Origin of the sequence: Amycolatopsis deserti, from assembly GCF_014653945.1 — a bacterium.
GTDB lineage: Bacteria > Actinomycetota > Actinomycetes > Mycobacteriales > Pseudonocardiaceae > Amycolatopsis_E > Amycolatopsis_E deserti.
Genome location: NZ_BNAU01000006.1, coordinates 235,058 through 258,707, shown reverse-complemented (window position 1 = coordinate 258,707; position 23,650 = coordinate 235,058). Strand labels below are relative to the sequence as shown.

Here is a 23,650-nt window from a genome sequence, read left to right as displayed (position 1 = left end):
ATCCGTGAGTGAGCCGCAGCCTCCGAAGTACGGATTCCTCAGCGACGACTCGGTCGTCCCGCGCGGGCTCCGGGTCAGCGCCGCGTTCAGCTGGCGGTTGCTGGTGGTGGCCGCGGCCGGCTACCTCATCCTGCGGTTGCTCGCCTTCCTGTCGGTCGTGGTGATCCCGGTGGCGATCGCGCTGCTGCTCGCGGCCCTGCTCGCCCCGGCGGTGGCGCGGCTCGTGCAGGTCCGGGTGCCGCGTGGGCTGGCGACCGCGATCGTGCTGGTCGGCGGGCTGGCGGTGCTGGGCGGGATGCTGGCGTTCGTCGTCATCAACGTCACCGACGGCCTGCCGGCGCTGACCAGCCAGGTCAACAACAGCCTCAACCAGATCCGGGACTGGCTGATCAACGACCTGCACCTCAAGCAGGAACAGATCCAGCAGTTCCTGGACAACTCGATCAGCTTCCTGCAGGACAACCAGGCGGCGTTCACCAGCAGCGCGGTCACCACCGCGACCACGGTCGGCGAGATCCTCACCGGCTTCGTGCTGACGCTGTTCGTCACGATCTTCTTCCTCGCCGGCGGCGAGAAGATCTGGAGCTGGCTGATGCTGGGCATCCCGGGCCAGGTCCGGCAGCGCGTGGACGTCGCCGGGCGGCGCGGCTTCGCCTCGCTGGTCGCGTTCGTCCGCGCCACCGCCGCGGTCGCCGTGGTGGACGCGGTCGGTGTCGGGATCGGGCTGGCGATCCTCGGCGTCCCGCTCGCGATCCCGCTGTCCACGCTGGTGTTCCTCGGCGCGTTCATCCCGATCTTCGGCGCGGTGATCACCGGCGCGGTCGCGGTGCTGGTCGCGCTGGTCACCAAGGGTTTCGTGACCGCGCTGATCGTGCTGGCCATCCTGATCGCGGTCATGCAGCTGGAGAGCCACATCCTGCAGCCGCTGCTGCTCGGCCGCGCGGTCAAGCTGCACCCGCTGGCCGTCGTGCTGGGCATCGCCGCGGGCCTGGTCATCTACGGCATCCCGGGCGCGCTGCTCGCGGTGCCGCTGATGTCGATCGTCAACGCCGGTGTGCGGTCGCTGCTGCACGAGGTCGATCCGGACCCCGCGGACGTCGACGTGTTGCACGACATCGAGGCCGTGCCCAACGCCGACCCCGCCGAGTCGGACGAGGAGCCCGGCGAACCGGACAAGTCGTGAGCCGCCGGTTCGGGCCCACCGCGCGCGAACCGGCCACCCCGCTGTGGTGGGGCACGATCGGCCTGCGGGTGCTGACGCTGCTGTTCGCGGTGGGCGCGGTGATCGTGCACAGCGACGGCTACCAGCGGCCGTGGCTGGCGTGGGCGGTGCTCGGCGGGATGACACTGTGGACGGTCGCGACCGCTCTGGTCTACGCGCGCGAGGCGCTGCGGTGGCGGTGGCGGTGGTTCGTCTTCGCGGATGTGCTGGTCACGTGCGCCCTGATGCTGACCTCGCCGTGGATCCTGACCGACGAGCAGAACGCGGCGGTGGCTCCGCTGATCACGACGGTGTGGGTGGCCGGCGCGCCGGTCGCGGCGGGCACCCGGTTCGGCGGGGTGGGCGGCGTCGCGGCCGGGCTGGTGATCGCGGCCGCGACGGGCGTCGCCCGGCAGGGGTTCACCCTCGATGTGGCGCGCGACGGCGTGCTGCTGGTCGCGAGCGGGCTGCTGATCGGCATGAGCGCGTCGACCGCGCGCAAGTCGGCGGCCGTGCTCGCCGAGGCGCTGCGCACCGAGGTCGCCAACGCCGAGCGGGAACGGCTGGCGCGCGACATCCACGACAGCGTCCTGCAGGTGCTGGCCCGCGTCCGGCGGCGCGGCGCGGAACTGGGCGGGGAGGCTGCCGAGCTCGCCGAACTGGCCGGTGAACAGGAGATCGCGCTGCGCGCGCTGGTTTCCTCCGGGCCGCGGCGGCACAGCACCGGCGAGACCGATCTGCGGGCCGCGCTGCAGCTGCTCGGATCGTCGAAGGTGCAGGTCGCGGCGCCGGCGGGCGAGGTGAACCTGCCGTCCGAGACGACCGCGGAGCTGGTCGCCGTGGTCCGCGAGGCCCTGTCCAACGTCGACAAGCACGCGGGCCCGGCGGCGAAGGCGTGGGTGCTGCTGGAGGACGTCGGCCGCGAGGTCGTGGTGACCGTGCGGGACGACGGTCCGGGCATCCCCGAGGGACGGCTCGCGGACGCGGAGAGTGAGGGCCGGATGGGCGTTGTTCGCTCGATGCGGGGACGCGTGGCCGAACTCGGTGGCACGATCTCCCTGGAGACCGCGCCAGGACAGGGGACCGAATGGGAGATCCGGGTGCCGAGGACATGATCAGCGTGATGGTCGTCGACGACCACCCGATCTGGCGGGACGGTGTGGCCCGCGACCTGACCGAGAACGGGTTCGACGTGCGGGCGACCGCGCCGGACGCCACCGCCGCGGTGCGCATCGCGACCGCGGTGCGGCCGGACGTCGTGCTGATGGACATGAACCTGGGCAACACCTCCGGGGTCGACGCGACGCGCGAGATCACCACGTCGCTGCCGGACACCCGGGTGCTGGTGCTGTCGGCCAGCGGCGAGCACAGCGACGTGCTGGAGGCGGTCAAGGCCGGGGCGTCCGGGTACCTGGTGAAGTCGGCGTCGGTGCGGGAGCTGGTCGAGGCGGTGCGGCGGACCGCGGAGGGCGACCCGGTGTTCACGCCCGGCCTGGCCGGCCTGGTGCTGGGCGAGTACCGCCGGATGGCGGACGCGCCGGCGGGCGGGGTGGCGCCGCCGCGGCTGACCGAGCGGGAGACCGACGTGCTGCGGCTGGTCGCGAAGGGCCTCACCGCGCGGCAGATCGCCGAGCGGCTGGTGTTGTCGCACCGGACGGTGGAGAACCACGTGCAGTCGACGCTGCGGAAGCTGCAGCTGCACAACCGGGTGGAGCTGGCGCGCTACGCGATCGAGCACGGGCTGGACGAAGACTAGGGATTTTCCCGGATCTCGTCCCGGGGTCTCCGGTCGTAGCGTGGTGGCATGGGCGAGGAGACCGGGACCAAGCCGATGAGCCCGCGCGACCTGCGGGTGTCGGACGCGGAGCGCGAGCACGTCGTCGAGGTGCTGCAGAAGGCGATCGGCCGCGGCATGATCGACTTGGACGAGTTCACCGAGCGGACCGACACGGCGCTGGCGGCGCGCACGCGGGGTGAGCTGAACGCGGTGCTCGCGGACCTGCCCGGGCTGGTGCACCCGGAGGTGTACCCGGCGGCGCCGACGGTGTCGTACGCGCCGGACCAGCGGCTCGAGCTGAACGCGAAGTACTCGGCGCTGGTGCGCAACGGCCGGTGGCTGGTCCCGCCCGAGGTGGTGGTGCGCAACCGGTACGGCTCCACGAAGCTCGATTTCAGCGACGCGCAGGTGACGGCCCCGGTGGTGCGCGTCGAGCTGGACTGCAAGTGGGGCTCGGTCGAGGTGATCATCCCGGACCACGCGGCGGTCGACCTGAACGCGATCACCGAGATCAAGTACGGCTCGCTGCAGGACAAGACGGGCTCGGACGGCAAGCCCGGCAACCCACGGCTGGTGTTCGCGGGCCGGTTGCACGGAGGTTCGCTGGTGATCCGCCACCCGCGGCGGGGGTTCTTCGGGCATTAAGGGCTGCCGCCGGGGGCGGTGCGGGGTCGCCCGTCGCCCCGCGCGGCGGCGCGAGCCGGCCGTCAGTGCGGGGCGGGTGCGCCGCTCAGCGGCGCGGCGGTGGGAGATCGCCGTCGGTGGGGCGGCCCCGCCTGTCAGCCTCTTGCGGCGCTGCGCGCCTCGGCTGGGGATTGGGTCGCCAGGGCTGCCTCGGCCGCCGCTTCGCAGTCCGCCAGCGTCGCCTGTGCCAGGCCGGCTCCCACCGCGCGGATCGCGCTCGCGTTCATCGACAGGCTGGTCATTCCCAGGCCCGTCAGCACGCGGGCCAGCAGGGGGTCCGCCGCCGCCTCGCCGCAGACGCCCGCCGGTTTGCCGGTCGCCGCGGCGGCTCGGCCGATCAGCGCGATCAGCCTCAGCAGCGCGGGTTGCCACGGGTCGTTCAACGCCGCCACCGCGCCCAGCTGCCGGTCGGCGGCGAACGTGTACTGCGCCAGGTCGTTCGTGCCCACCGACACGAAGTCGACCGCCGCCAGGATCTCCTCCGCCGCCAGCGCCGCCGCCGGCACCTCGATCATCACCCCGGCCCGCGCGATTCCCGCGGCCCTGACGCGTTCGGCGAACCACGCCGCCTCCGTCGCGGTCGCCACCATCGGCGCCATCACCGACACCTCGGCGCCCGAATCCGCCGCCGCGCCCGCGATCGCCTCCAGCTGCCGGTCCAGCACGTCCGGCCGGTCGAACGCCACACGCACACCGCGCACGCCGAGCGCCGGGTTCGGTTCCGCCTCCGGGGACAGGAACGCCAGCGGCTTGTCCGCCCCCGCGTCCAGCGTCCGCACGATCACCGGCTTCCCGGCGAACGGCGCCAGCACCGCGGCGTACGCCGCGCGTTGCTCGTCCACGGAAGGCTCGGCCGGGGCGTCCAGGTAGCAGAACTCCGTGCGGAACAGGCCGACGCCCTCGGCCCCCGCCTCCGCCGCGGCGGTCGCGTCCGCGGGTGAACCGACGTTGCCGAGCACCTTGACCCGGTGACCGTCCGCCGTCGCGCCGACGCCGTTCCACTCCGCCGCGCCCTCGCGCACCGCGGCCACCACCGGCGCGTCCGCCGCGACGACCTCCACCACGCCGGTGTCGCCGTCCACGAGCAGCGCCTCCGCGCCCACCGCCAAGACCCCGCGCACCGCCACGACCGCCGGGATCCCGAGCGACCGGGCCAGGATCGCGGTGTGGCTGGTCGGCCCGCCCTCCTCGGTCACCAATGCCAGCACCCGCGCCGGGTCGAGGCCCGCCGTGTCGGCAGGCGCCAGGTCCCGCGCGACCAGCACACTCGGGCCGGTCAGCTCCGGCACCCCGGGCGGCGTCACGCCCTGCAGTTCGGCGATCACGCGGTCCCGGATGTCCTCGACATCGCGCACGCGCTCGGCCATGTACCCGCCAGCGGCTGCAAGCGCTTTCGCGAAGCCGTTCGCCGCCTCGTACACCGCCCGCGGGGCCGGCCTGCCCTCCGCGACGACCAGCCGTTCCGCCTCGCTGACCAGCGCCGGGTCACCGGCCATCGCCGCGGTGGTCAGCAGGATCGTCGCGGCGTCACCGGTCGCCTGCCCGGCAAGCGCTTCCAGCCGCGCGGCGACCGCCTGTGCGGCGGGCGCGATCCGCGCGGCCTCGGCCTGCGGATCGGACGGCGCCGGCCCGCTCGCGGGCGCGGCGGCGGGTTCGGCCACGGCGACGACCGGACCGCTCGCGCGCCCCGGGCTCACCGGTACTCCGGACAGCCTCGTTTCCGACATGGTCTAGACCATACCCTCTCCGGATCCGTTCCGGACCAGCGTTTCACGAACCCGCGACTTCCGCAGCGGTCGGATAAGAGGGCTGCGCGCCGGGCCGGGTGACCGAGATCGCGGCGACCTGCGCCGCCCGTCGCGCCGCCGTCTCCAGGTGCTTGCCCTCCGCGATCGCCGCGGCCAGCGCACCGGCGAACCCGTCGCCCGCGCCGGTGGTGTCCACGGGCGTCACCTTCGGCGCCGCGACCTCGGTGGCCCCGTCGCCGGTCAGCACCAGCGCCCCGCGCGCGCCCAGTGTCACGACCGCCGCGGACGGCCCGAGGTCGAGCAGCCGCTCCGGCGGCACCCCGTCGCCGAGCAGCCACGCGGCCTCGTGCTCGTTGACCAGCAGCACGTCGAGCGCGGCGAGGGTCTCCGCGCTCACCGCGGCGACCGGGGACAGGTTGAGCAGGCTGCAGACGCCCTTCTCGGCGGCGGCCGCGACCGTCCGCTCGACCGTCGCGAGCGGGATCTCCATCGACGCGACCACCACCTTCGCCCCGTCCAGCGCGCTGTCCACCACGGACGGTTCGAGCGCGGTGTTCGCGCCGGGGGAGACCAGGATCGAGTTCTCGCCGTCCGGCGTCACGGTGATGTAGGCGATGCCGGTCGGCCGGGCCACCCGCCGCACCAGATCGGTGCGGACACCGGCGTCGCGCAGCGAATCGAGCAGCAGATCGCCGTAGGGGTCCTCACCGACCGCGCCGAGCAGGGCGACCCCGGCGCCGAGCCGGGCCGCCGCGACCGCGGTGTTCGCCCCCTTGCCGCCGGGGGAGACCACCGTGTCGCCGCCCAGCACGGTCTCGCCGGGCCCGGGCCGGCGCTCGGCGGGGACCACGAGATCAGCGTTGGCGGAGCCGACCACCAGAACGTCGCAAGCCATCCGGGCATTCTTCTCTATGCAAACGTGAAGTTTCTTGTAACTTCTGGGGCGAACGGTGCGACACTAGGGTGAGCGTCCGCGGCGTTCACCCGATTGGGGCAATCTCGACATCGGGGCGTCCCGCCAGGGTTCACGCGGGCTCTCACTTGGCGTCCGGCACCCGGTTGCGCCACCGGAGGCCGGGCATCGGGTCGCTGGTACCGATCGCGTAGCCCCCCGAGCGATCGGTACCGGCGGCGCCCGATTCCGTCGGAAATGCCGTGGTCACCTTCTAGAATGCCGGAATGGACAAGCCGACCCGACGGGGTCGCGAGCGCGCGGCGACCGATCAGGACATCCGCCGCACCGCGCGCAAGCTCCTCGTCGAGCGCGGACCGGAAGCCGTGACGTTGCGGGCCATCGCCCGTGAACTCGGCATCACCGCACCCGCCCTCTACCGGTACTACGGCTCACGCGACGACCTCGTCGAGCACCTGCGCCTCGACGTCGTCGCCGACCTGGCCGCCGAACTCACCGAGGAAATCTCCGGCCTGCCCGACGACGGCGCGGTGCAGCTCTTCGCGATCTGCCGCGGTTTCCGGCGCTGGGCGCTCACGCACACCAAGGAGTTCACGCTCGTGTTCGCGTCGCCGACCGGCGAGGTCGGCTCGGCGGCGGGCAGCGTGGCGACCCTGAACCGGGCCAACGAGCCGTTCGGCCGGATCTTCCTCACCGCCGCCGGGCACCTGCTGGCCAACTTCCAGCTGGAGATCCCGCCGGCCGAGGCGGTGCCGGTCGAGCTGCACGACGACCTGACCGCGTTCCAGGACGACCTGCTGGCCGTCCTGCGCGAATCGGGTGTCGACTTCCCGCCGGAGAAGCTCGACCTGGGCACCACGTACGTGATGATCCAGTTCTGGGCGCGGCTCTACGGGCACGTGACGCTCGAGGTGTTCGGCAACTACCCGATCCCGATGTCCAAGCCGGACGCCGTGTTCGACGCGCTGCTGGCCGATCTCGCGCGCGAGATCGGCCTCGACGCCTCCTAGAGGACCACGTTCACCAGGCGGCCCGGCACGACGATGACCTTGCGCGGCGTGCCGCCGTTCAGCAACGCCACGATCTTCTCGTCGGCCAGGGCTGCGGCCTCGACCGCGTCCTTGCCCGCGTCGGCGGGCACCTGGATCCGCGCGCGGACCTTGCCGTTGACCTGGATCGGGTACTCCACCGTGTCTTCGACCAGGAACTTCTCGTCGGCGACCGGGAACGGGCCGTGCGCCAGCGAGCCCTCGTGGCCCAGCCGGTGCCACAGCTCCTCGGCGATGTGCGGGCACAGCGGCGCCAGCATCAGCACCAGCGGCTCGACCAGCTCGCGCGGCGTCGACTCGGCGGCGCCGTAGACCTTGGTCAGGTGGTTGTTGTACTCGATCAGCTTCGCGCCGGCGGTGTTGAACCGCAGGCCGGAGTAGTCGTCGCGGACACCGGCGATGGTCTTGTGCAGGATCCGGCGGTCCTCGTCCGTCGCCTCGGCCGCCGACACGCGCAGCTCACCGGTCTGCTCCGAAACCACCAGGCGCCACACGCGCTGCAGGAACCGGTGGGCGCCGACGACGTCCTTGGTCGCCCACGGCCGGGAGTCGGCCAGCGGGCCCATCGACATCTCGTAGAACCGGAAGGTGTCGGCCCCGTAGTCCGCCGCCATCTGGTCGGGCGTGACCACGTTCTTCAGGCTCTTGCCCATCTTCCCGTACTCTTGCTTGACTTCCTTGCCCTGGTGGAAGAACTTTCCGTCCTTCTCCTCGACCTCCTCGGCCGGGACGTAGAAGCCGCGCTCGTCGGTGTAGGCGTAGGCCTGGATGTAGCCCTGGTTGAACAGCCGCCGGTACGGCTCCTCGGCGCTGACGTAGCCCAGGTCGAACAGCACCTTCTGCCAGAACCGCGAGTACAGCAGGTGCAGCACCGCGTGCTCGACGCCGCCGACGTACAGGTCGACGCCGCCGGGGTCGTTCACGCCGTGCTCGCCGGGGCGCGGGCCCATCCAGTACTGCTCGTTGCCGGCGTCGACGAACCGCTCGGCGTTGTCCGGGTCGATGTACCGCAGCTGGTACCAGCACGAGCCGGCCCAGTTGGGCATCGTGTTGGTGTCGCGGCGGTAGGTCTTCTTGCCATCGCCCAGGTCCAGCTCGACCTCGACCCAGTCGCTCGCGCGGGACAGCGGCGGCGACGGCTCGCTGTCGGCGTCCTCCGGGTCGAAGGTCCGCGGCGAGTAGTCGTCCACCTCGGGCAGCTCGACCGGCAGCAGGTGCTCCGGGATCGCGTGCGCCTGGCCGTCCTCGTCGTAGACGATCGGGAACGGCTCGCCCCAGTACCGCTGCCGCGAGAACAGCCAGTCGCGCAGCTTGTACTGCACGGTGCCGGCGCCGTGGCCGTTCTCCTCCAGCCAGGCGATGATCGTCTTCTTGGCGTCGTCGACGTTCAGGCCGTCCAGGCTGAGTCCGTTTTCTTGGCGACTGTTGATCGCCACCCCGTCACCGGTGTAGGCCTTGCCGTCGAAGCCCTCGCTCGGCTGGACCGTGCGGACGATCTCCAGCCCGAACTTCTCCGCGAAGTCCCAGTCGCGCTGGTCCTGGGCGGGCACCGCCATGATCGCGCCGGTGCCGTAGCCCATCAGCACGTAGTCGGCGATGAAGACCGGGATCTGCTTGCCGTTGACCGGGTTCACCGCGTACGAGCCGACGAAGACGCCCGTCTTGTCCTTGCTCTCCTGGCGGTCCAGTTCGGACTTGCGGGACGCGGCGCGGCGGTAGGCCGCGACCGCCTCGGCCGGGGTGGCGGCGCCACCGGTCCAGCGCTCGTCCACATCGGACGGCCACGCGTCGGTGGTCAGCTCGTCGACCAGCGGGTGCTCGGGCGCCAGCACCATGTAGGTGGCGCCGAACAGGGTGTCCGGCCGGGTGGTGAAGACCTCGATCTTGTGCTGACCGGCGGCGAAGTTGACGCGCGCACCGTGCGACCGGCCGATCCAGTTGCGCTGCATCGACTTGACCTTCTCCGGCCACTCCAGCCGGTCCAGGTCGTCGACCAGGCGGTCGGCGTAGGCGGTGATGCGCATCATCCACTGGCGCAGGTTGCGGCGGAACACCGGGAAGTTGCCGCGCTCGCTGCGGCCGTCCGGGGTGACCTCCTCGTTGGACAGCACGGTGCCCAGACCGGGGCACCAGTTCACCGGCGCCTCGGAGATGTAGGCCAGCCGGTGCTCGTCCAGGATCTTCAGCTGCTCGGCGCGGGTCAGCTCGCACCAGCCGCGGCCGTCGGGCGTGCGGCGCTTGTCCTGCGCGTACTCGGCCTCCAGCTCGACGATGGGCCGGGCCTTGCCCTGCTTCTCGTCGTACCAGGAGTTGTAGATCTTCAGGAAGATCCACTGGGTCCACTTGTAGTAGTCCGGGTCGATCGTCGCGATCCGGCGGCGCTCGTCGTGGCCAAGGCCCAGCCTGCGGATCTGCCGCAGGTAGGTCTCCATGTTCTGCTCGGTGGTCTTGCGCGGGTGCTGCCCGGTCTGCACCGCGTACTGCTCGGCGGGCAGGCCGAAGGCGTCGAAGCCCATGGTGTGCAGGACGTTGCGCCCGATCATGCGGTGGTAGCGGGCGTAGACGTCGGTGGCGATGAAGCCCAGCGGATGCCCCACGTGCAGGCCGGCCCCCGACGGGTAGGGGAACATGTCCTGCACGAAGAGCTTGTCCGAGGGAACGCTGGAGTCGGTCGCCAGCGAGCCGGCCGGGTTCGGTGCGTGGAAGGTGCCGTGATCGGCCCAGTAGTTCTGCCAGCGCAGCTCGACCCGACCGGCCAGGTCGGCGTTGTACCGGTGGCCGGGCGTTTCCTCGATTGCTTCACTCACCCAACCATGGTAAGCGGCCCGGCCGACCCGCCTATCGGCGCACCGCGAATGCGATGACCTGCGTGATCTGGTTCGCCGAGAAGTTGTCGTCGCTGACCAGCACCAGGGTGCGTTCACCGCTGGGCAGGCGCGGCCCCCAGGTCATGCCCTCGACGTTGTCGACCTTGGACAGCGGGTGGTCCGACAGGTCGAGCAACAGCTTCTTGCGGACCGGCTGGACCTTCGCGCCCTGCAGCGAAGCGGTGTGCAGGACGTTGGTCGCGCCGCGGGTGTCGATCTCGTAGATCCGCACCTTGTTGCCGACCCCGGAGACGAACGCGCGCTCCATCACCAGGTAGCGCGACGGGTCGAGCGGGTCGGCGGCGAGGATCGAGGAGACTCCGGTGCTGCCGCCCGCGCCCGGCGCGAACACCGGCTCCTGCGGGTAGGCGTACTGGGCGAGGACCGTGCCGCCGCGGGTCTGCACGGTGATCCGGGAGAGCGCGCCCTGCTCGGCCGTGGGCACCGGGCCGTCCTGCAGCAGCGGGCCCTCCAGCGCACTGACCACCAGCGTGCCGCCCGCGGCGAAGGTCAGGCCTTCGAGCACCAGGTTCTGCCGCGGACCGGAGTCCGGCAGCATCCGCTCGTTGTCCGGGATCGGCAGGTCGCGGACGTAGTCGCCGTCCGGCTGCGCCACCCGGATCGACGGGTCGGCCAGCACGGTCGCGGTGCGGTCGCCCTCCTGGCTCCAGAAGTAGTCGCCGGTCCACGGGTCGGCGCGCAGTTCTTCGGGGTCGACGCTCTGCGCCGGGTAGGTGGTGCCGTCGGCGCGGCGCAGCGGGTGCGTGGCGGTGACGGTCACCGGGCCGACGCCGGATGCGGTGACGTCGAACCGCGCGGTGTAGAAGCGGGCCGGCTGCAACGCCGAGCGGTCGTCGCTGAGGAACACGTACTGGCCGGTGCGCGGGTCGTAGTCGATGCTCGACAGCCCGCCGACGGTCGTCCCGTCGAAGGCGAGCGCGTGCGGCACGTGCTGCTCGCCGAGGAACCGGACCGGGGACGGGGCGGCCTCGGCGGGGACCGCGGTCAGGAGGAGGCACCCGGCGATGGCGCCGGTGAGGAGTCGCTTGGACATGGCGTGCAGCACAGCGGATACGGGTGTCCAGTAGGTAGCGCGAACATCACGCTTATTCTCGGGAGCGTGTTCGTTGTCGCGTTGATTCCCCTGGTGCTCGGTGTCGTCGTCGGCTGGGGTGGCCTGCTCGGCTGGCGGGAGAAGCTGCCGCGCGACCGCGGCGCCGGCGTGCGCACCGTTGCGACGCTGCGTTCCGACGAAGCCTTCCGGCTGGCGAACCGGGTCGCCGGGCTGCCCACGATGGTGGCCGGGGTGGTCGGGATCGTCGCCGGGATCGCCGGCCTGCTCATGCCCGGCACCGCGGGTGTCCTGACCGCCACCGCGATCGGCCTGGCCGGCATGTTCGCGCTGGTCGCCGGCGGTGGCGTGCTGGGTCACCGCGCCGCGGCGGCCGTGCCGCCGCCCGCGCCCGCCGCGCCGGCCGGCTGCTCCGGCTGCGCTTGTGGCGGTTGCGCGGTGCAGCGCGCTTAATTTCGCTGGAGATCACCGGGGTGGGTGGCCAGCAACGCTGTCGGCACACCCTGACGGCGGAGGACCTGGCCCCACAGATCACGCTCCGGCGTGGCCAGCACGTCGCTGGGCAGCGCCGGGACGATGAGCCAGTCACCGCGCTCGATCTCGCCGTCCAGCTGGCCGGAGTCCCAGCCCGCGTAACCGGCGAACACCCGCAGCCCGCGCACCTTCGGCACCAGCGCGTCCGGATCGGCGTCCAGGTCCACCAGCGCCACCGGGCCGCGCACGCCGATCAGCCCGGGCACGCCCGCCGCGGTTTCCCCGGCGCGCAGCGCGGCCAGGCACAACGCGGTCTTCTTCTCCACCGGGCCGCCGACGAACACCGACTGGGGTTCCACCACGTGCCGTCCCCAGCTGGGCAGCACGTCGTCGACCGGCACGTCGCTCGGCCGGTTCAGGACGACCCCGAGCGTTCCCTCCTCCCGGTGGTCGATGATGAACACCACCGTGCGGCGGAAGTTGGGATCGAACATCGTAGGAGCGGCGACCAGGAGCGATCCCGGTTCAACCTCGGCGTCCGCTGGCACGACCCCATGATCCCACTCGCCGCGAAACCGGACCGCATCGCCGGGAACAAGGCGGGGGCCCCGCCCGTTGGACTGGGTGGCCGGCGCACTCCGTGTCCCCCGGGCTCACTGAAGAAAAGCCTTTGTGGAATACCGTTCGGCAGGAGCCACACTGCGCGATGCCGCCGAGAGGCGACCAAGTGCGCCGGCCTCCAAATCTTCCCCTCCTGCGCAGCGGTTCGGCACCGTAAGCTGGTGAGCCGTGACAGCGAGTGCACAGCCGGTCCAGAAGGTGTCACCGCGCGCGTTCTTCGCGATGGCGGGCTTCCGGACGCTGCTGTTCACCCGCTTCGCCGCCCAGTTCTCCGACGGCATGTTCCGCGCCGGGCTGGCCGGGGCGGTGCTGTTCAACCCCGAGCGGGGCGCCGATCCGCTGACCATCGCCGGCGGGTTCGCCGTCCTGCTGCTGCCGTACTCGTTCATCGGGCCGTTCGCCGGCGCCCTGCTGGACCGGTGGGACCGGCGCCGCGTGCTGATCGCGGCGAACCTGCTGCGCGGCACGGCGATCGTCGCGACGGCCGTCGCGGTCGGGCTCGGGTTCGCCGGGCTCGAACTGTTCGTGCTCGCGCTGATCGTGGAGGGCATCTCCCGGTTCGTCGGCTCCGGGCTGTCCGCGTCGCTGCCGCACGTCGTGCCGCCGGGCACGCTGGTCACCGCCAACGCGCTGGCGACCACGCTCGGCTCGCTGGTCGCGGTCCTCGGCGGCGGTGTCGCGATCGGGGTGCGGGCGCTGATCGGCGCCGGGAACAGCGGGTCCGGCTGGACGACGGCCGTCGCGATGCTCGGCACGCTGGTGTCGGCCGCGATCGCCCGCCGGTTCGCCCGCGGCGCGCTGGGACCGGATTCGGTCGACGAGCCCAGCGACGCGTTCCTCGCCGTGGCCCGCGGCCTGGTCGACGGGGCCAAGGCCGCGCTGGACGCGCCGAGCGTCGTCGCCGGGTTCGTCGCGCTGCTCGCCCACCGGGCGTCCTACGGCATCTCGCTGCTGATCACCGTGTTGCTGCTGCGGTTCAGCTTCACCGACCACGGACTGCTCCGGGCCGGGCTGCCCGGGCTGGGACAGCTGGCCGCGATGGCCGGCGCCGGGATCCTGTTCGCCGGGTTCCTCACGCCGCGGCTCGTGCGCCGCCTCGGCCGCCGCCGCGCGATCCCGGGCGCGCTGGTGATCGCGGCGGTCGCTCAGGCCGGGCTGGGCCTGCCGATGGAGCTGCCGACCGTGCTGGTCGCGTCGTTCGTGATCACCGCCGCCGGTCAGGTCGTGAAGCTGTGCGTGGACTCCTCGATCCAGCACGACGTGCGCGACGAGGCCCGCGGCCGGGTGTTCTCGCTGTACGACACGCTGTTCAACATCACGCAGGTGATCGCCGTCTCACTCGCCGCCACGATCGTGCCGCTGAGCGGGCGGTCGGTGCCGCTGCTGCTCGTCGCCACCGCGTTGTACCTGTTCGGCGCTGCCGGATACCTGGTGATCGCGCGGCGCAGGCGTACCGAGTGACGGAATTTGCCCGATTACGCCGACCGGACGAAGACGGCCCACTAGAGTGGCCCGGGTGAGCACCCCGGGGGACGACCGCGCGCAGAAGGAAGCCCGCAACGCGGCGATGCGTGAGACCGTCGACCAGCTGATGGACAAGTTCAACCAGCAGACGGCCCAGCTGCGGGAGGCGCAACAGGCCGCGTCCGCGCTGACCGCGGAACTGTCCTCGCCGGACGGTCTGGTCAAGGTCACCATCGACGCCCAGGGCACGCTCGCCGACCTCAAGCTCGCCCCGACCACGTTCGACCGCACCCGGCCGGAGGTGCTCGCGCGGACGATCAGCGACCTGGTGCGCCGCGGGATGCTGGAGGTCAAGCAGCAGCAGGCCGAGCTGTTCCGGCCGCTGACCGCGGACCTGCCGGACCTGTCCGAGTTCATCGAGGGCGCACCGTCGCTGGCCGGCCTGATGCCGGACATCCCGGACTTCCTCGAACCCGAGCCGGAGCCGGAACCCGCGCCGGACCCGGAGTCGCAGTCGATCATGCGCCGGGATGTGCCGGCTCCTCCGCCCGCACCGAAACCGGTGGCGCGCCGCCCGCGTCCAACCGCCGACGACGACGAAATGCCCGACACCTGGATGACGCGGGGTGACCGATGACCGGACCTGGCACCGGCCATGACATGGACCCGGACACGGTCCGCAGCGGCGCGGGGAAGTTCCCGCCTGCCGGTGACGACCTCAAGGCGGCCGGCGACGCGCTCAAGGCCGCGCTCGCGGCGCAGGGCGCCTGCTGGGGCAACGACGAGTCCGGCCAGGCGTTCGCCAAGGACTACGAACCGGCGGCGAAGAACTGCGTGGAGGCGTTCGGCAGCCTCGACAAGGCGCTGAAGGACGTGGCGAAGGCCGTCAAGTCGGCCGCGGACGCCACCGAGGGCACGCACACGGAGGCCGGGAAGGCCGTGCGGAACGCCGCGGGTCAGGCCTAGCCATGGGGATGGAGTTCCCCGAGAACGTCAAGTGGCTGCTGCCCATCGTCGTGGGCGAGCACTGGCCGGAGGGCGACGAGGACAAGCTGCGCGAGGTGCGCGACGCGTGGCTGGCCGCGCGGGACGCGCTCGGGCCGATCGTCGACAAGGCCAACGGGGCCGCCTCGGAGGTGCTGAGCACCTGGACCGGCCAGCCGGCGATCGAGTTCCAGAAGATGTGGGACAAGTTCGTCACCGGCGACGAGGCGTACTTCGTCAACCTGACCAAGGCGTGCGAGGCGCTGGCGAAGTCGGCGGACTCGACGGCGCTGGACGTCGAGTACACGAAGTACATGATCATCGCGTCGCTGATCATCCTGGCGATCCAGATCGCGGCGATGATCGCGGCCGCGGTGGTGACGTTCGGCGGGTCGACCGCGGGCATCGTGCCGGCGCAGATGGCCACGCGGATGACCGTGCAGATGGTCTTCAAGCAGCTCGTGCAGAAGATGCTGCAGGAGGGCTTCCGCAAGGTCGCGCTGCAGGTGCTCAAGCGGCTGGCCAAGGAAGTCGCGATGAACGTCGCGATGAACCTGGCGCTGGACGTGGGGATCCAGGGGCTGCAGGTCGCCAAGGGCGATCGCAAGCTCGAGGACTGGGACTTCAACAAGACCACCGGTGCGCTGGCCAGCGGTGTGGCGGGCGGTGTCGCCGGCGCGGCCGGGCACGCCATTCCGAAGGGTGCGACCAAGGGGCTGCAGGACAGCGTCGCGGGGCAGATCGCGGACCGGGCGGTGCGCGAGGGTGCGCGTGGCGCGGTCGAGGGCGTGGCCACGACGGTCGGGCAGGCCGCGCTGACCGGTGACCTCGGCAACCTGAAGATGCAGGACCTGGCGATGGGCGCGTCCGCGGGGGCCGTGGACCGCGCGACCGGGGGCGCCAAGGACCAGATCAACGAGATCAAGAGCTTCAACGCCGACGTGCGGGCGGGGAACATCAAGGTCGACGGGTCGCCGGTGGATTCGGGCTCGTCGGATTCCGGTGGGTCGTCGTCGGGTTCGTCGGATTCGGGCGGTTCGTCGCGCTCGGACTCCGGTTCTTCGTCGGGTTCGTCTGGTTCGTCTTCGGGTGGCTCGTCGGGTGGCCGCGAGCCGGCGCTGGCGGGCGCGTCGTCGTCCCACTCGGACGGTTCGTCGGGCTCGGTCTCGAACGCGATCGCGAACGACCGGGTGAGCGGCCAGTCCGCCGTGGTGGCGGACCGCCCGGCCACCGCAACGACGGACGCACCAAGGTCCACTTCGGACGGTGGCGCCACGCACCAGGGCAGCCAGCCCCCCGCGACAGCGGCGCCGGCCGCGGCGTCGAACCAGGCCGGCGGTTCCCCAGCGGCGACGGCGGGCGTTTCGTCGACCGGTTCACCGGCCGGGTCGGCTGGTTCACCGGCGGGCTCGGCTGCCTCGTCGGCCGGTTCGGCAGGCTCGTCGGCGGGCTCGGCTGCCTCGTCGGCCGGTTCAGCAGGCTCGTCGGCCGGTTCGGCAGGCTCGTCGGCCGGTTCGGCCGGTTCGGCCGGTTCCACAGGCTCCTCCGCAGGCGCAGCCAGCTCCTCGGCCGGTTCCTCTGCCGGCGCAGCCGGCTCTGCAGGTTCGTCGGCGGGCTCGGCAGGATCCTCGGCGGGCTCGCCGAGCTCTTCGGCCGGTTCGGCCGGTTCCTCGGCAGGCGCAGCCAGCTCCGCGGGTTCGTCAGCCGGTTCGGCTGGCTCGGCGGGCTCTTCGGCAGGCGCAGCCAGCTCCGCGGGCTCCTCTTCGGCCGGTTCCTCTGCCGGTTCGGCGGGTTCCTCGGCTGGCGCGGCCGGTTCCTCGATCGGCAGCGGTTCCTCGCTGGGCTCCGCCGGATCGCCGGTGGGTTCGTCGGCTGGTTCCGCGTCCTCCGCTGGGTCGTCTCGTGGTTCGGCCGCGGGGTCGGATGGCGCCCCGGTGAGCGGCGCGGACCGGATGCCGGTCCCGGCGGGCGCGAGTCCGCTGCAGCCGGGCAGCGGGTTCGGGCCGAACGACCCGCCGCCGACGCGTCCGGACGGCGTGACCGCCGCCGGCTACACCCCCGGCGGCTTCGGCCCGACCGGCGCCCCCCACCCGGGCGATCGAGGGCCCCAGCAGCCGTCGCCGCAGACGCCTCCCGCCGCGCCGATGCAGGGCTATCCCGGGGGCGCACCGCAGGGCTACGGCCCGGGCGGACAGCCACCGCGCGCCCCTCAGTACGGCCCGCCCCAGGGCGCACCGTTCCAAAGCAACCCCACACAAGGCGCACCCAACCGGCCACCCCAGGGCGGCCCCTTCCAAGGCGGCCCGAGCCGGCCACCGCAAGGCGGCCCCACCCAGGGCACACCGTTCCAAAGCAACCCCACACAAGGCGCACCCAACCGGCCGCAGGGCGGCCCCGTCCAGGGTGGCCCGTTCCAAGGCAACCCCACGCAAAGCGGCCCCACCCAGGGCACGCCCTTCCAAGGCAACCCCACACAAGGCGCACCCAACCGGCCGCTCCAGAGCGGTCCCTTCCAAGGCGGCCCCGTGCAGGGCGGCCCGGCGCAACCACCTCAAGGCCCCGTCCAGGGCGGGCCGAACCGCCCGTCCCAAGGCGGCCCCATCCAGGGGGCGCCGTTCCAAGGTCAGCCGCCGCAGGGCCCGCGCGGCCCGATGGGTGCGCCGCCGAACGGTGGTCCGCCGCGACCGCCGCAGGGCGGCTACGGTCCGCCGCCGCAGCAACCGCCGCCGCGAGGTGGGCAGCCGCCGGCGTACGGGCCTCCGACGCAACGTCCGCCGCAGGGTGGGTACGGCCCGCCGACGCAACAGCCGCCGCACGGTGGCCGTCCTGGCGCGCCCGTCGATCCGCGCTGGATGCTGGCGCGCCCGCCGGAGCAGCCGGCGCCGGTGCACCAGGCGGGCCCGCCCGCCGAGCGCACCCCCACCACCCAGCAGACGCCCGCGACCGAAGGCAGCCCGTTCGACGTGGGCCCACGCCGCGAGGAGGCGCCTGCCGCCGAACGGACCCCGTTCGATCCCGCGCAGGACACGGCCACCCCGGTCCGCGACGAGACCCCCACCTCGGAGCGGAGCCCGTTCGACCCGGCCGAAGACGCCGCGACGCCACGCCGCGAGGAGCCATCCGCCACCGAACGCAGCCCGTTCGACCCGACGGAAGACACGGCCACCCCGGCGCGCGAGGAAGCACCCACCACCGAACGCAGTCCGTTCGACCCCGCGGAAGACACGGCCACCCCACGCCGCGAAGAGGCTCCCACCGCCGAGCGGACCCCGTTCGACCCCGCGCGGGACAGCGCAACCCCCGTTCGTGACGAGGCTCCCACCTCCGAGCGGAGCCCGTTCGACGAGGCGCCTCCCCGCACGGAGGAGACACCCAGCCCCGTCCGCGACGAGACACCGTCCACCGACCAGAGCCCGCCCCACGACAGCGCACCCCAGCCGGAGCGGGCCCCGGACGACGCGGCGCCCCAGCGCGACCGTCCGGTGGTCGACGAGCCGTACATCGCGGACCCGAACTTCCGCACCTACGACCGCGCCGACTTCGACGCCCTCGGCGAGGCCCAGCTCGAGACCGGCATCGTCGACGAGCGCACGGGCCGGCTGACCCACGAGCACGAGTTCCTCGAAGCGCTGGCGATGCGCGACCTGGACGCGGCCCTGCGGCACATGAGCGACCAGGGCGCCTACGCCGTGCACAGCTACACCTCGAGCGCGGTCTTCGACCAGATCAACGAGGCGCTGCGCACCGGCCGGAGCCTCGACGAGGTCATGCCGATGGTCCGTGCGCTCGCGTCCGGGCTGAACGAGATGCCCACCTACCAGGGCGAGACGGTGCGCCGGGTGAACGTGCGCGGCGAGGCGGCGGCCATCGTCGCCGGCCGGTACGAGCCCGGTGCGGTCGTGGTCGAGTCGCAGTTCCTCAGCTCGAGCCGCGCCGACCTCGGTTCGGCGAAGTGGCCCGGCGACGTCGAGATGATCATCGAGGGCAAGACCGGTCGGTACATCGAGTCGCTGGCCTCGAACAAGGCGGAACACGAGGTCCTGTACAAGCCCGGCACCCAGCTGGTCGTCAAGGAAAAGATCGAGGTCGAGACCCCCGGCGGCGGCAAGAAGTGGGTGATCCGGCTCGAAGAGATCACCCCGGACGACCCGCGCTACCTCCCGCCGGAGGCCGCCAAGCAGCAGATGGACCGCAACCGCGATCTGGCCGACGTCCAGGAAGCGGAGATCGCGGACGCGACCAGGCGCGACTTCGCGCGGGCGTTCGGCGGCGAGGCCGCGGTGGCCGACCTCCCGCCGAAGTCCGAACCGGACACCGGCCCCAAGACGGAGACGCCGGAACCCCGGAAGATCGGCGAGCCGGTGAACGGCTGGGGCGACATCCGCCGGTCGTCCGACGTCGTCGGCGAGCCGGCGATTCACGCGCGCAGCACCGACCCCGTGGACGCGAGCGTCCAGAGCACCGGCCCCAGCGCCCCGACCCGCAACGCCCACCAGGAGGTGCGGTTCCTCCGCGAGCACCTGCCGGAGATCGCGGACGTCAACACCCGCGGCTACTACGCCGACGGCATGCCGGAGGCCTACCGGAACAACTCGGCCGAGTCCGTGCTCGCGTTCGAGATGCGGATGGACGGCCTCCAGGTCGAGGCGCAACCGGGCAAGCTGGACGATCCGCGCGGCAGGGACTTCCTGTCCCGGCAGCTCGGTGGCGAGTTCCACCAGGTGCCGGACTACAACAGCGTGGTGCGCGAGATGGCCGGGCAGCCGGTCGGCTCGCGGGCCGTGCTGTCGGTCGACACGCCGGATGGGCAGCGCGCCTTCAGCGTGGTCAACACCGAGCACGGCGTGGCGTTGGTCGACCCGATGACGAACCGGCTCGCCGACCTGCCGCCGAACCCGTCCGGTGTGCACCTGATGCCGACCCACACCGGGGACGGCACACCGCTGGCCAACCGGAGCGAGCCGACCCCGGCCGCCCAGCCGGAGCCGCCGGCCAGCACCCGGATCAGCGAGCTGCTCGGCGGGGGTCCCGAGCGCAGTGAGCCGGTCTGGAACGCCGCCGACGGCAGCGCGTTGCGGAACCGGCTGGACGGCGAAATGCCGCAGCCCGGCGGCTGGAACCCGTTCCGCCGGTCGGAACAACCCCCCGCGACGCACGGGCACCAGCAGCAGCCGCCGCACCAGGGCGGACCCGTGCACCAGGGGCCGCCGGTCCAGCACGGGCAGTACCAGCAGGGTGCGCCGCACCAGCAGCCGCCGGTGCACAACCCGTACCAGCAGCCCGCGCCCACGCACCCGAACCAGGGGCCGCCGGTTCAGCACGGGCAGTACGGCGCGCCGCACCAGCAGCCGCCGGTCCACAACCCCTACCAGCAGCCCGCGCCGCCGCAGCACGGCTGGCAGCAGCAGGGACCGGTCCCCAACAACCCGTATCAGCAGCCCGCGCCCACGCACCCGAACCAGGGACCGCCGGTTCAACACGGCTGGCAGCAGCAGGGACCGGTCCCCAACAACCCGTATCAGCAGCCCGCGCCGACACACCCGAACCAGGGGCCGCCGGTCCAGCACGGCTGGCCCCAGCAGCAGGCGCCGGTCCCCAACAACCCCTACCTGCAGCCCGCGCCCACGCACCCCAATCAGGGGCCGCCGGTCCAGCACGGGCAGTACCAGCAGGGCGGGCCGCACCAGCAGCCGCCGGTGCACAACCCGTACCAGCAGCCCGCGCCGCCGCCGCAGCAGCACGGCTGGCCCCAGCAGCAGCAAGGGCCGTTCCAGCAGCACCCCGGCCCGCTGGCGCACCAGGGCGTGCCGTTGGTGCAGAACCAGCCGGCGCCGTGGTCGAACATGGCCGGCACGACCCCGGGGCTGCACAGCCTGCCCGCCATCCACGCCGGCACGACCGGCCCGCACGAGGGCGCCTACGTCGCGGCGCGGCACCCGGAGCTGCCGAACGTCAACCCGAACCGCAACGTGCCGAACGCTGTCGACAAGGGCTACTGGCACAACTGCACCCGCTGTGTCGTGGCCTACGCGCAGCGGCTGATCGGGATCGACTCGCAGGCCGATCCGGTCCTGCCGAAGGACCTCGGCGCGTTCGACCGGATGAAGTGGCTGGAGAACCAGCTCGGCGCCAAGTGGGTGCACGGGATCGGCACGTACGACAACGCGATCGCCCACGTTTCGAACATGCCGCACGGCGACCACAGCGTGATCTACGTGTCGTTCAAGCAGCCGGACGGTACAGACGCCGCGCACGTGGCCCTGGCCGTGAACACGCCCGAAGGCGTCGCGTTCATCGACCCGCAGAACGGCGGGCTGATGAGGCTGCCGACCAAGCCGACGAGCGTCAGCCTCCTGCCGTTCGGGTCGCTCGCCACCAGCAACGGGATCGCGGCGAACCCGCAGATGGCGTTGCCGTACGGGCAGTCGCAGGCGCCGCACACGCCTGCCCCGCACGTGCCGAACACGCCGGTGCAGCAGATCCCGCAGGTCCACCACACGCCGACGACGCCGTTGCAGCACGGCTCGCCGACGCCGACCACGCCGGTCACGGTGGGGCCGTTCTCGCCGGTGCACCAGCAGCCGCCGGTGCAGCAGCAGGCGCCTGTGCAGCAGCCGCCCGTGCAGCAGGCGCCGGTTCAGCAGCAGGTGCCGCAGGCGCCGGTACAGCAACAGCCGCCGGTCCAGCAGCAGCCGCCACAGCCGCCCGTGCAACAGGTACCGCAGGCTCCGGTCCAGCAGCAGGTCCCGCAACCTCCGGTGCACCAGCAGCCGCCGGTTCAGCAGGCGCCGGTGCACCAGGCTCCGGTTCAGCAGCAGGTCCCGCAACCTCCGGTGCAGCAGCAGCCGCCGGTTCAGCACGCGCCGCAGGCGCCGGTACAGCAGCAACCGCCGGTTCAGCAGGCGCCGCAGGCGCCGGTGCACCAACAGCCGCCGGTTCAGCAGCAGCCGCCGCAGGCTCCTGTCCATCAGCAGCCGCCGGTTCAGCAGCCTGTGCAGCAGGGCCAGGCGCCCGTTGACCCGCGCGTGGCGTACACGCGATCGCCGCAGGCTCCGGTTGATCCGCGGGTGGCCTATGGGCAGTCGTCGCAGGTCACGGCGCCGGATGTGCCTGTCGGGCCGCAGCATCCGCAGGCGCCTGGCCGGGCGGCGGGGCTTCCGGAAGACGGGCTTCCGGGCCGCGAGGGCCGGGAGATACCGCAGCTTCGGCGCGACGAGACGCCGGCGGAATCAGAACGGCCCCGCGACGACACCCCCGCCGAGCCCGCGCGCGCCCGCGAGGAGACAACAGCCACCCCCGAACGCGCCCGTGACGAGGCATCCGTCGAGCGAGAACCGTCCCGCGAGGACGCACCGGCCGAACCGGAACGGCCGCGTGACGACACCCCCGCGGAACCCGAACGCGCCCGCGACGACAGCCCCGCCGAGCCGGAGCCGTCGCGGGACGGCACCTCCGAACCGGAACGGCGCGGGGACGAACCGGACCAAAACCGGACCTCCGACGATCTGGCGCCCGGGGATGACACCGTCGTCGTCGATGGGCAGACCATGCGGATCGACGACGCGTTCCGGCGGCTGCTGGACGAGCACCCCGAGCTCCGTGACGCCGTCGACAACAACCCGGGCTTCCGGCGCCTGCTGCTCACCAACCTGGGCCTCCTCGTCAACCTGATCACCTATCCGGACGCGATCCCGGTGGTCCAGGAAGCCTGGGACGAACAGCTGCCGATGCCGAACATCCCGGACCACGTCCAGGCCGACTTCGGCATCCCGCCCCAAGACCAGTCGCAACAGCCCCAGCCGCAACAGCCCCAGCCGGCCGGCTACCCGAGCACCGCGAGCACCCCCAACACCGCCGGCATCGGCGACCAGTCGCATCCCGGCTTCGACCACTCGCGCGCCGCCGATCCCGCCTACTCCGACGCCTACCTGCGCGATCAGCTCGCGCGGGCCACGGCCGCGCGGCAGGAGCTGGACTCCGCGCTCGGCGGGATCGCCAACGCCGTCGGGGGCACCCCCGTCCCCGCGTCCTCGCCCAGCTGGGACGAGCTCCGGCGCGACCTCGCCGGCTTCGACGGTGACGCCTCCCGCCTGACCGGGCTGGCGTCGGCGGGCATGCAGGTCGGCAGCGCGGACGACGCCTACCGCGCCGCCGCACAACTCGCCGGCACCCCGGGCCTGGAGGTCGTCTCCGCCGACGACCGCCTCGCCCAGGGTGGCCCACTGGACATGCAGGTCCGCACCTCGGACGGCACGGTCGGCGCGGTGAGCATGATGCCGCCGCTGCCGGGCATGCCCGCGCCGGGCGCCGGTGGCGGCGCGAGCCGGGGCGGTCGGCACCGCAAGCTCGACGGCCCGCAGCAACCCCTGGTCGAGGACGTGGCCGAGGTGCCCACGCCGCAGTACTTCAAGTGCTTCAACAAGACCTACAAGGTCGACCGGGACGGCGAGGGCAACCTCACCGGCTTCCTGCTCAACGTGCGCACCGGCCAGTTCGAGGAGAACAGCGCGCACCTGGAGAAGGTCCTCCAGGACGAGCTGCCGTCGAACTTCCGCACGCTCACCGAGGCGGAGTTCATCGCGGAAACCGAGCGGGAGCGCGCCTTCTACCTGCGGGGCGAGGGCACGGTGTTCGCGCTGTACGCCACCGTCGACGGGATGCGCAAGCAGGCCAAGGAAGAGGGCCGCGCGCTGACCGCCCAGGAGGAGTCCTTCATCGCCTCGGTGCAGCGGCGCACCTTCGGCATGTGGGAGGCGCAGCCCGCTGGTTTCCCGTGCACCTCCATCCTCGCGTGAG

Annotated in this window: 15 protein-coding genes; 10 read left to right on the top strand and 5 right to left on the bottom strand. The window is 72.5% G+C overall.

The features are described 5' to 3' along the window. Positions 1-4 precede the first annotated feature (4 nt). Genes IE290_RS25095 through IE290_RS25080 form a run of 4 tightly spaced genes read left to right on the top strand, consistent with a single transcriptional unit; the run spans position 5 to position 3,623 of the window. The gene (locus tag IE290_RS25095; RefSeq protein ID WP_191247133.1) at positions 5-1,183 is read left to right on the top strand and encodes an AI-2E family transporter; all 1,179 of its coding nucleotides are present in this window, start codon (positions 5-7) and stop codon (positions 1,181-1,183) included. Next, positions 1,180-2,316 (top strand): MacS family sensor histidine kinase, encoded by a 1,137-nt coding sequence (gene macS, locus IE290_RS25090; RefSeq protein ID WP_191247132.1) that lies wholly within the window; start codon positions 1,180-1,182, stop codon positions 2,314-2,316. Before IE290_RS25095 ends, macS begins: the two co-directional genes overlap by 4 nt. Beyond that, the gene (locus tag IE290_RS25085) at positions 2,313-2,957 is read left to right on the top strand and encodes a response regulator (protein ID WP_373300518.1); all 645 of its coding nucleotides are present in this window, start codon (positions 2,313-2,315) and stop codon (positions 2,955-2,957) included. The genes macS and IE290_RS25085 overlap by 4 nt, the downstream gene beginning before the upstream one ends. A gap of 48 nt (positions 2,958-3,005) precedes the next feature. Continuing rightward, a complete protein-coding gene (locus IE290_RS25080) occupies positions 3,006-3,623 on the top strand; it encodes a DUF1707 SHOCT-like domain-containing protein (RefSeq protein ID WP_191247130.1) in 618 nt (205 codons plus the stop codon). 134 nt (positions 3,624-3,757) lie between these two features. Here IE290_RS25080 and ptsP read toward each other — a convergent pair whose 3' ends face one another. Together ptsP and IE290_RS25070 are read right to left on the bottom strand one after the other, a co-directional pair. Further along, entirely contained in the window at positions 3,758-5,389 is a 1,632-nt protein-coding gene (ptsP, locus tag IE290_RS25075) for a phosphoenolpyruvate--protein phosphotransferase (protein WP_191247129.1), read from the bottom strand. A gap of 43 nt (positions 5,390-5,432) precedes the next feature. Next, positions 5,433-6,305, bottom strand: coding sequence for a ribokinase (locus IE290_RS25070; RefSeq protein WP_191247128.1), 873 nt, complete (start codon positions 6,303-6,305; stop codon positions 5,433-5,435). A 284-nt stretch (positions 6,306-6,589) separates the two neighbouring features. Here IE290_RS25070 and IE290_RS25065 point away from each other — a divergent pair, with 284 nt between their 5' ends. After that, positions 6,590-7,333 carry a TetR/AcrR family transcriptional regulator gene (locus IE290_RS25065; RefSeq protein WP_191247127.1) on the top strand — a complete coding sequence of 248 codons (744 nt, stop codon included), beginning with the start codon at positions 6,590-6,592 and terminating at the stop codon, positions 7,331-7,333. On the opposite strand, the gene leuS is transcribed toward IE290_RS25065, so the two are convergent. Both leuS and IE290_RS25055 read right to left on the bottom strand, forming a co-directional pair. After that, on the bottom strand, positions 7,330-10,179 hold the full coding sequence (gene leuS / locus IE290_RS25060) for a leucine--tRNA ligase (protein ID WP_191247126.1): 2,850 nt from the start codon (positions 10,177-10,179) through the stop codon (positions 7,330-7,332). The two genes, IE290_RS25065 and leuS, sit on opposite strands and share 4 nt — an antisense overlap. Before the next feature lie 31 nt (positions 10,180-10,210). Then, complete coding sequence (locus IE290_RS25055; RefSeq protein WP_191247125.1) at positions 10,211-11,293, bottom strand: esterase-like activity of phytase family protein; 1,083 nt, start codon at positions 11,291-11,293, stop codon at positions 10,211-10,213. Positions 11,294-11,359: 66 nt separating this feature from the next. Between IE290_RS25055 and IE290_RS25050 the strand changes: the two genes are divergently transcribed. Beyond that, complete coding sequence (locus tag IE290_RS25050) at positions 11,360-11,764, top strand: SdpI family protein (RefSeq protein WP_191247124.1); 405 nt, start codon at positions 11,360-11,362, stop codon at positions 11,762-11,764. Here the strand turns inward: IE290_RS25050 and IE290_RS25045 are convergent. Next, positions 11,761-12,333 (bottom strand): YqgE/AlgH family protein, encoded by a 573-nt coding sequence (locus IE290_RS25045; protein WP_191247123.1) that lies wholly within the window; start codon positions 12,331-12,333, stop codon positions 11,761-11,763. The genes IE290_RS25050 and IE290_RS25045 overlap by 4 nt on opposite strands. A gap of 295 nt (positions 12,334-12,628) precedes the next feature. Between IE290_RS25045 and IE290_RS25040 the strand changes: the two genes are divergently transcribed. The 4 genes from IE290_RS25040 to IE290_RS25025 are packed head-to-tail and all read left to right on the top strand — an operon-like array spanning position 12,629 to position 23,649. Continuing rightward, positions 12,629-13,867 (top strand): MFS transporter, encoded by a 1,239-nt coding sequence (locus IE290_RS25040; protein WP_191247431.1) that lies wholly within the window; start codon positions 12,629-12,631, stop codon positions 13,865-13,867. A gap of 55 nt (positions 13,868-13,922) precedes the next feature. Continuing rightward, on the top strand, positions 13,923-14,507 hold the full coding sequence (locus IE290_RS25035; RefSeq protein ID WP_191247122.1) for a YbaB/EbfC family nucleoid-associated protein: 585 nt from the start codon (positions 13,923-13,925) through the stop codon (positions 14,505-14,507). Then, positions 14,504-14,836, top strand: coding sequence for a hypothetical protein (locus IE290_RS25030; RefSeq protein WP_191247121.1), 333 nt, complete (start codon positions 14,504-14,506; stop codon positions 14,834-14,836). Before IE290_RS25035 ends, IE290_RS25030 begins: the two co-directional genes overlap by 4 nt. Positions 14,837-14,838: 2 nt before the next feature. Next, positions 14,839-23,649: a WXG100-like domain-containing protein gene (locus IE290_RS25025; protein ID WP_191247120.1), complete on the top strand. Its 8,811-nt coding sequence runs from the start codon at positions 14,839-14,841 to the stop codon at positions 23,647-23,649. Position 23,650: the final 1 nt, after the last annotated feature.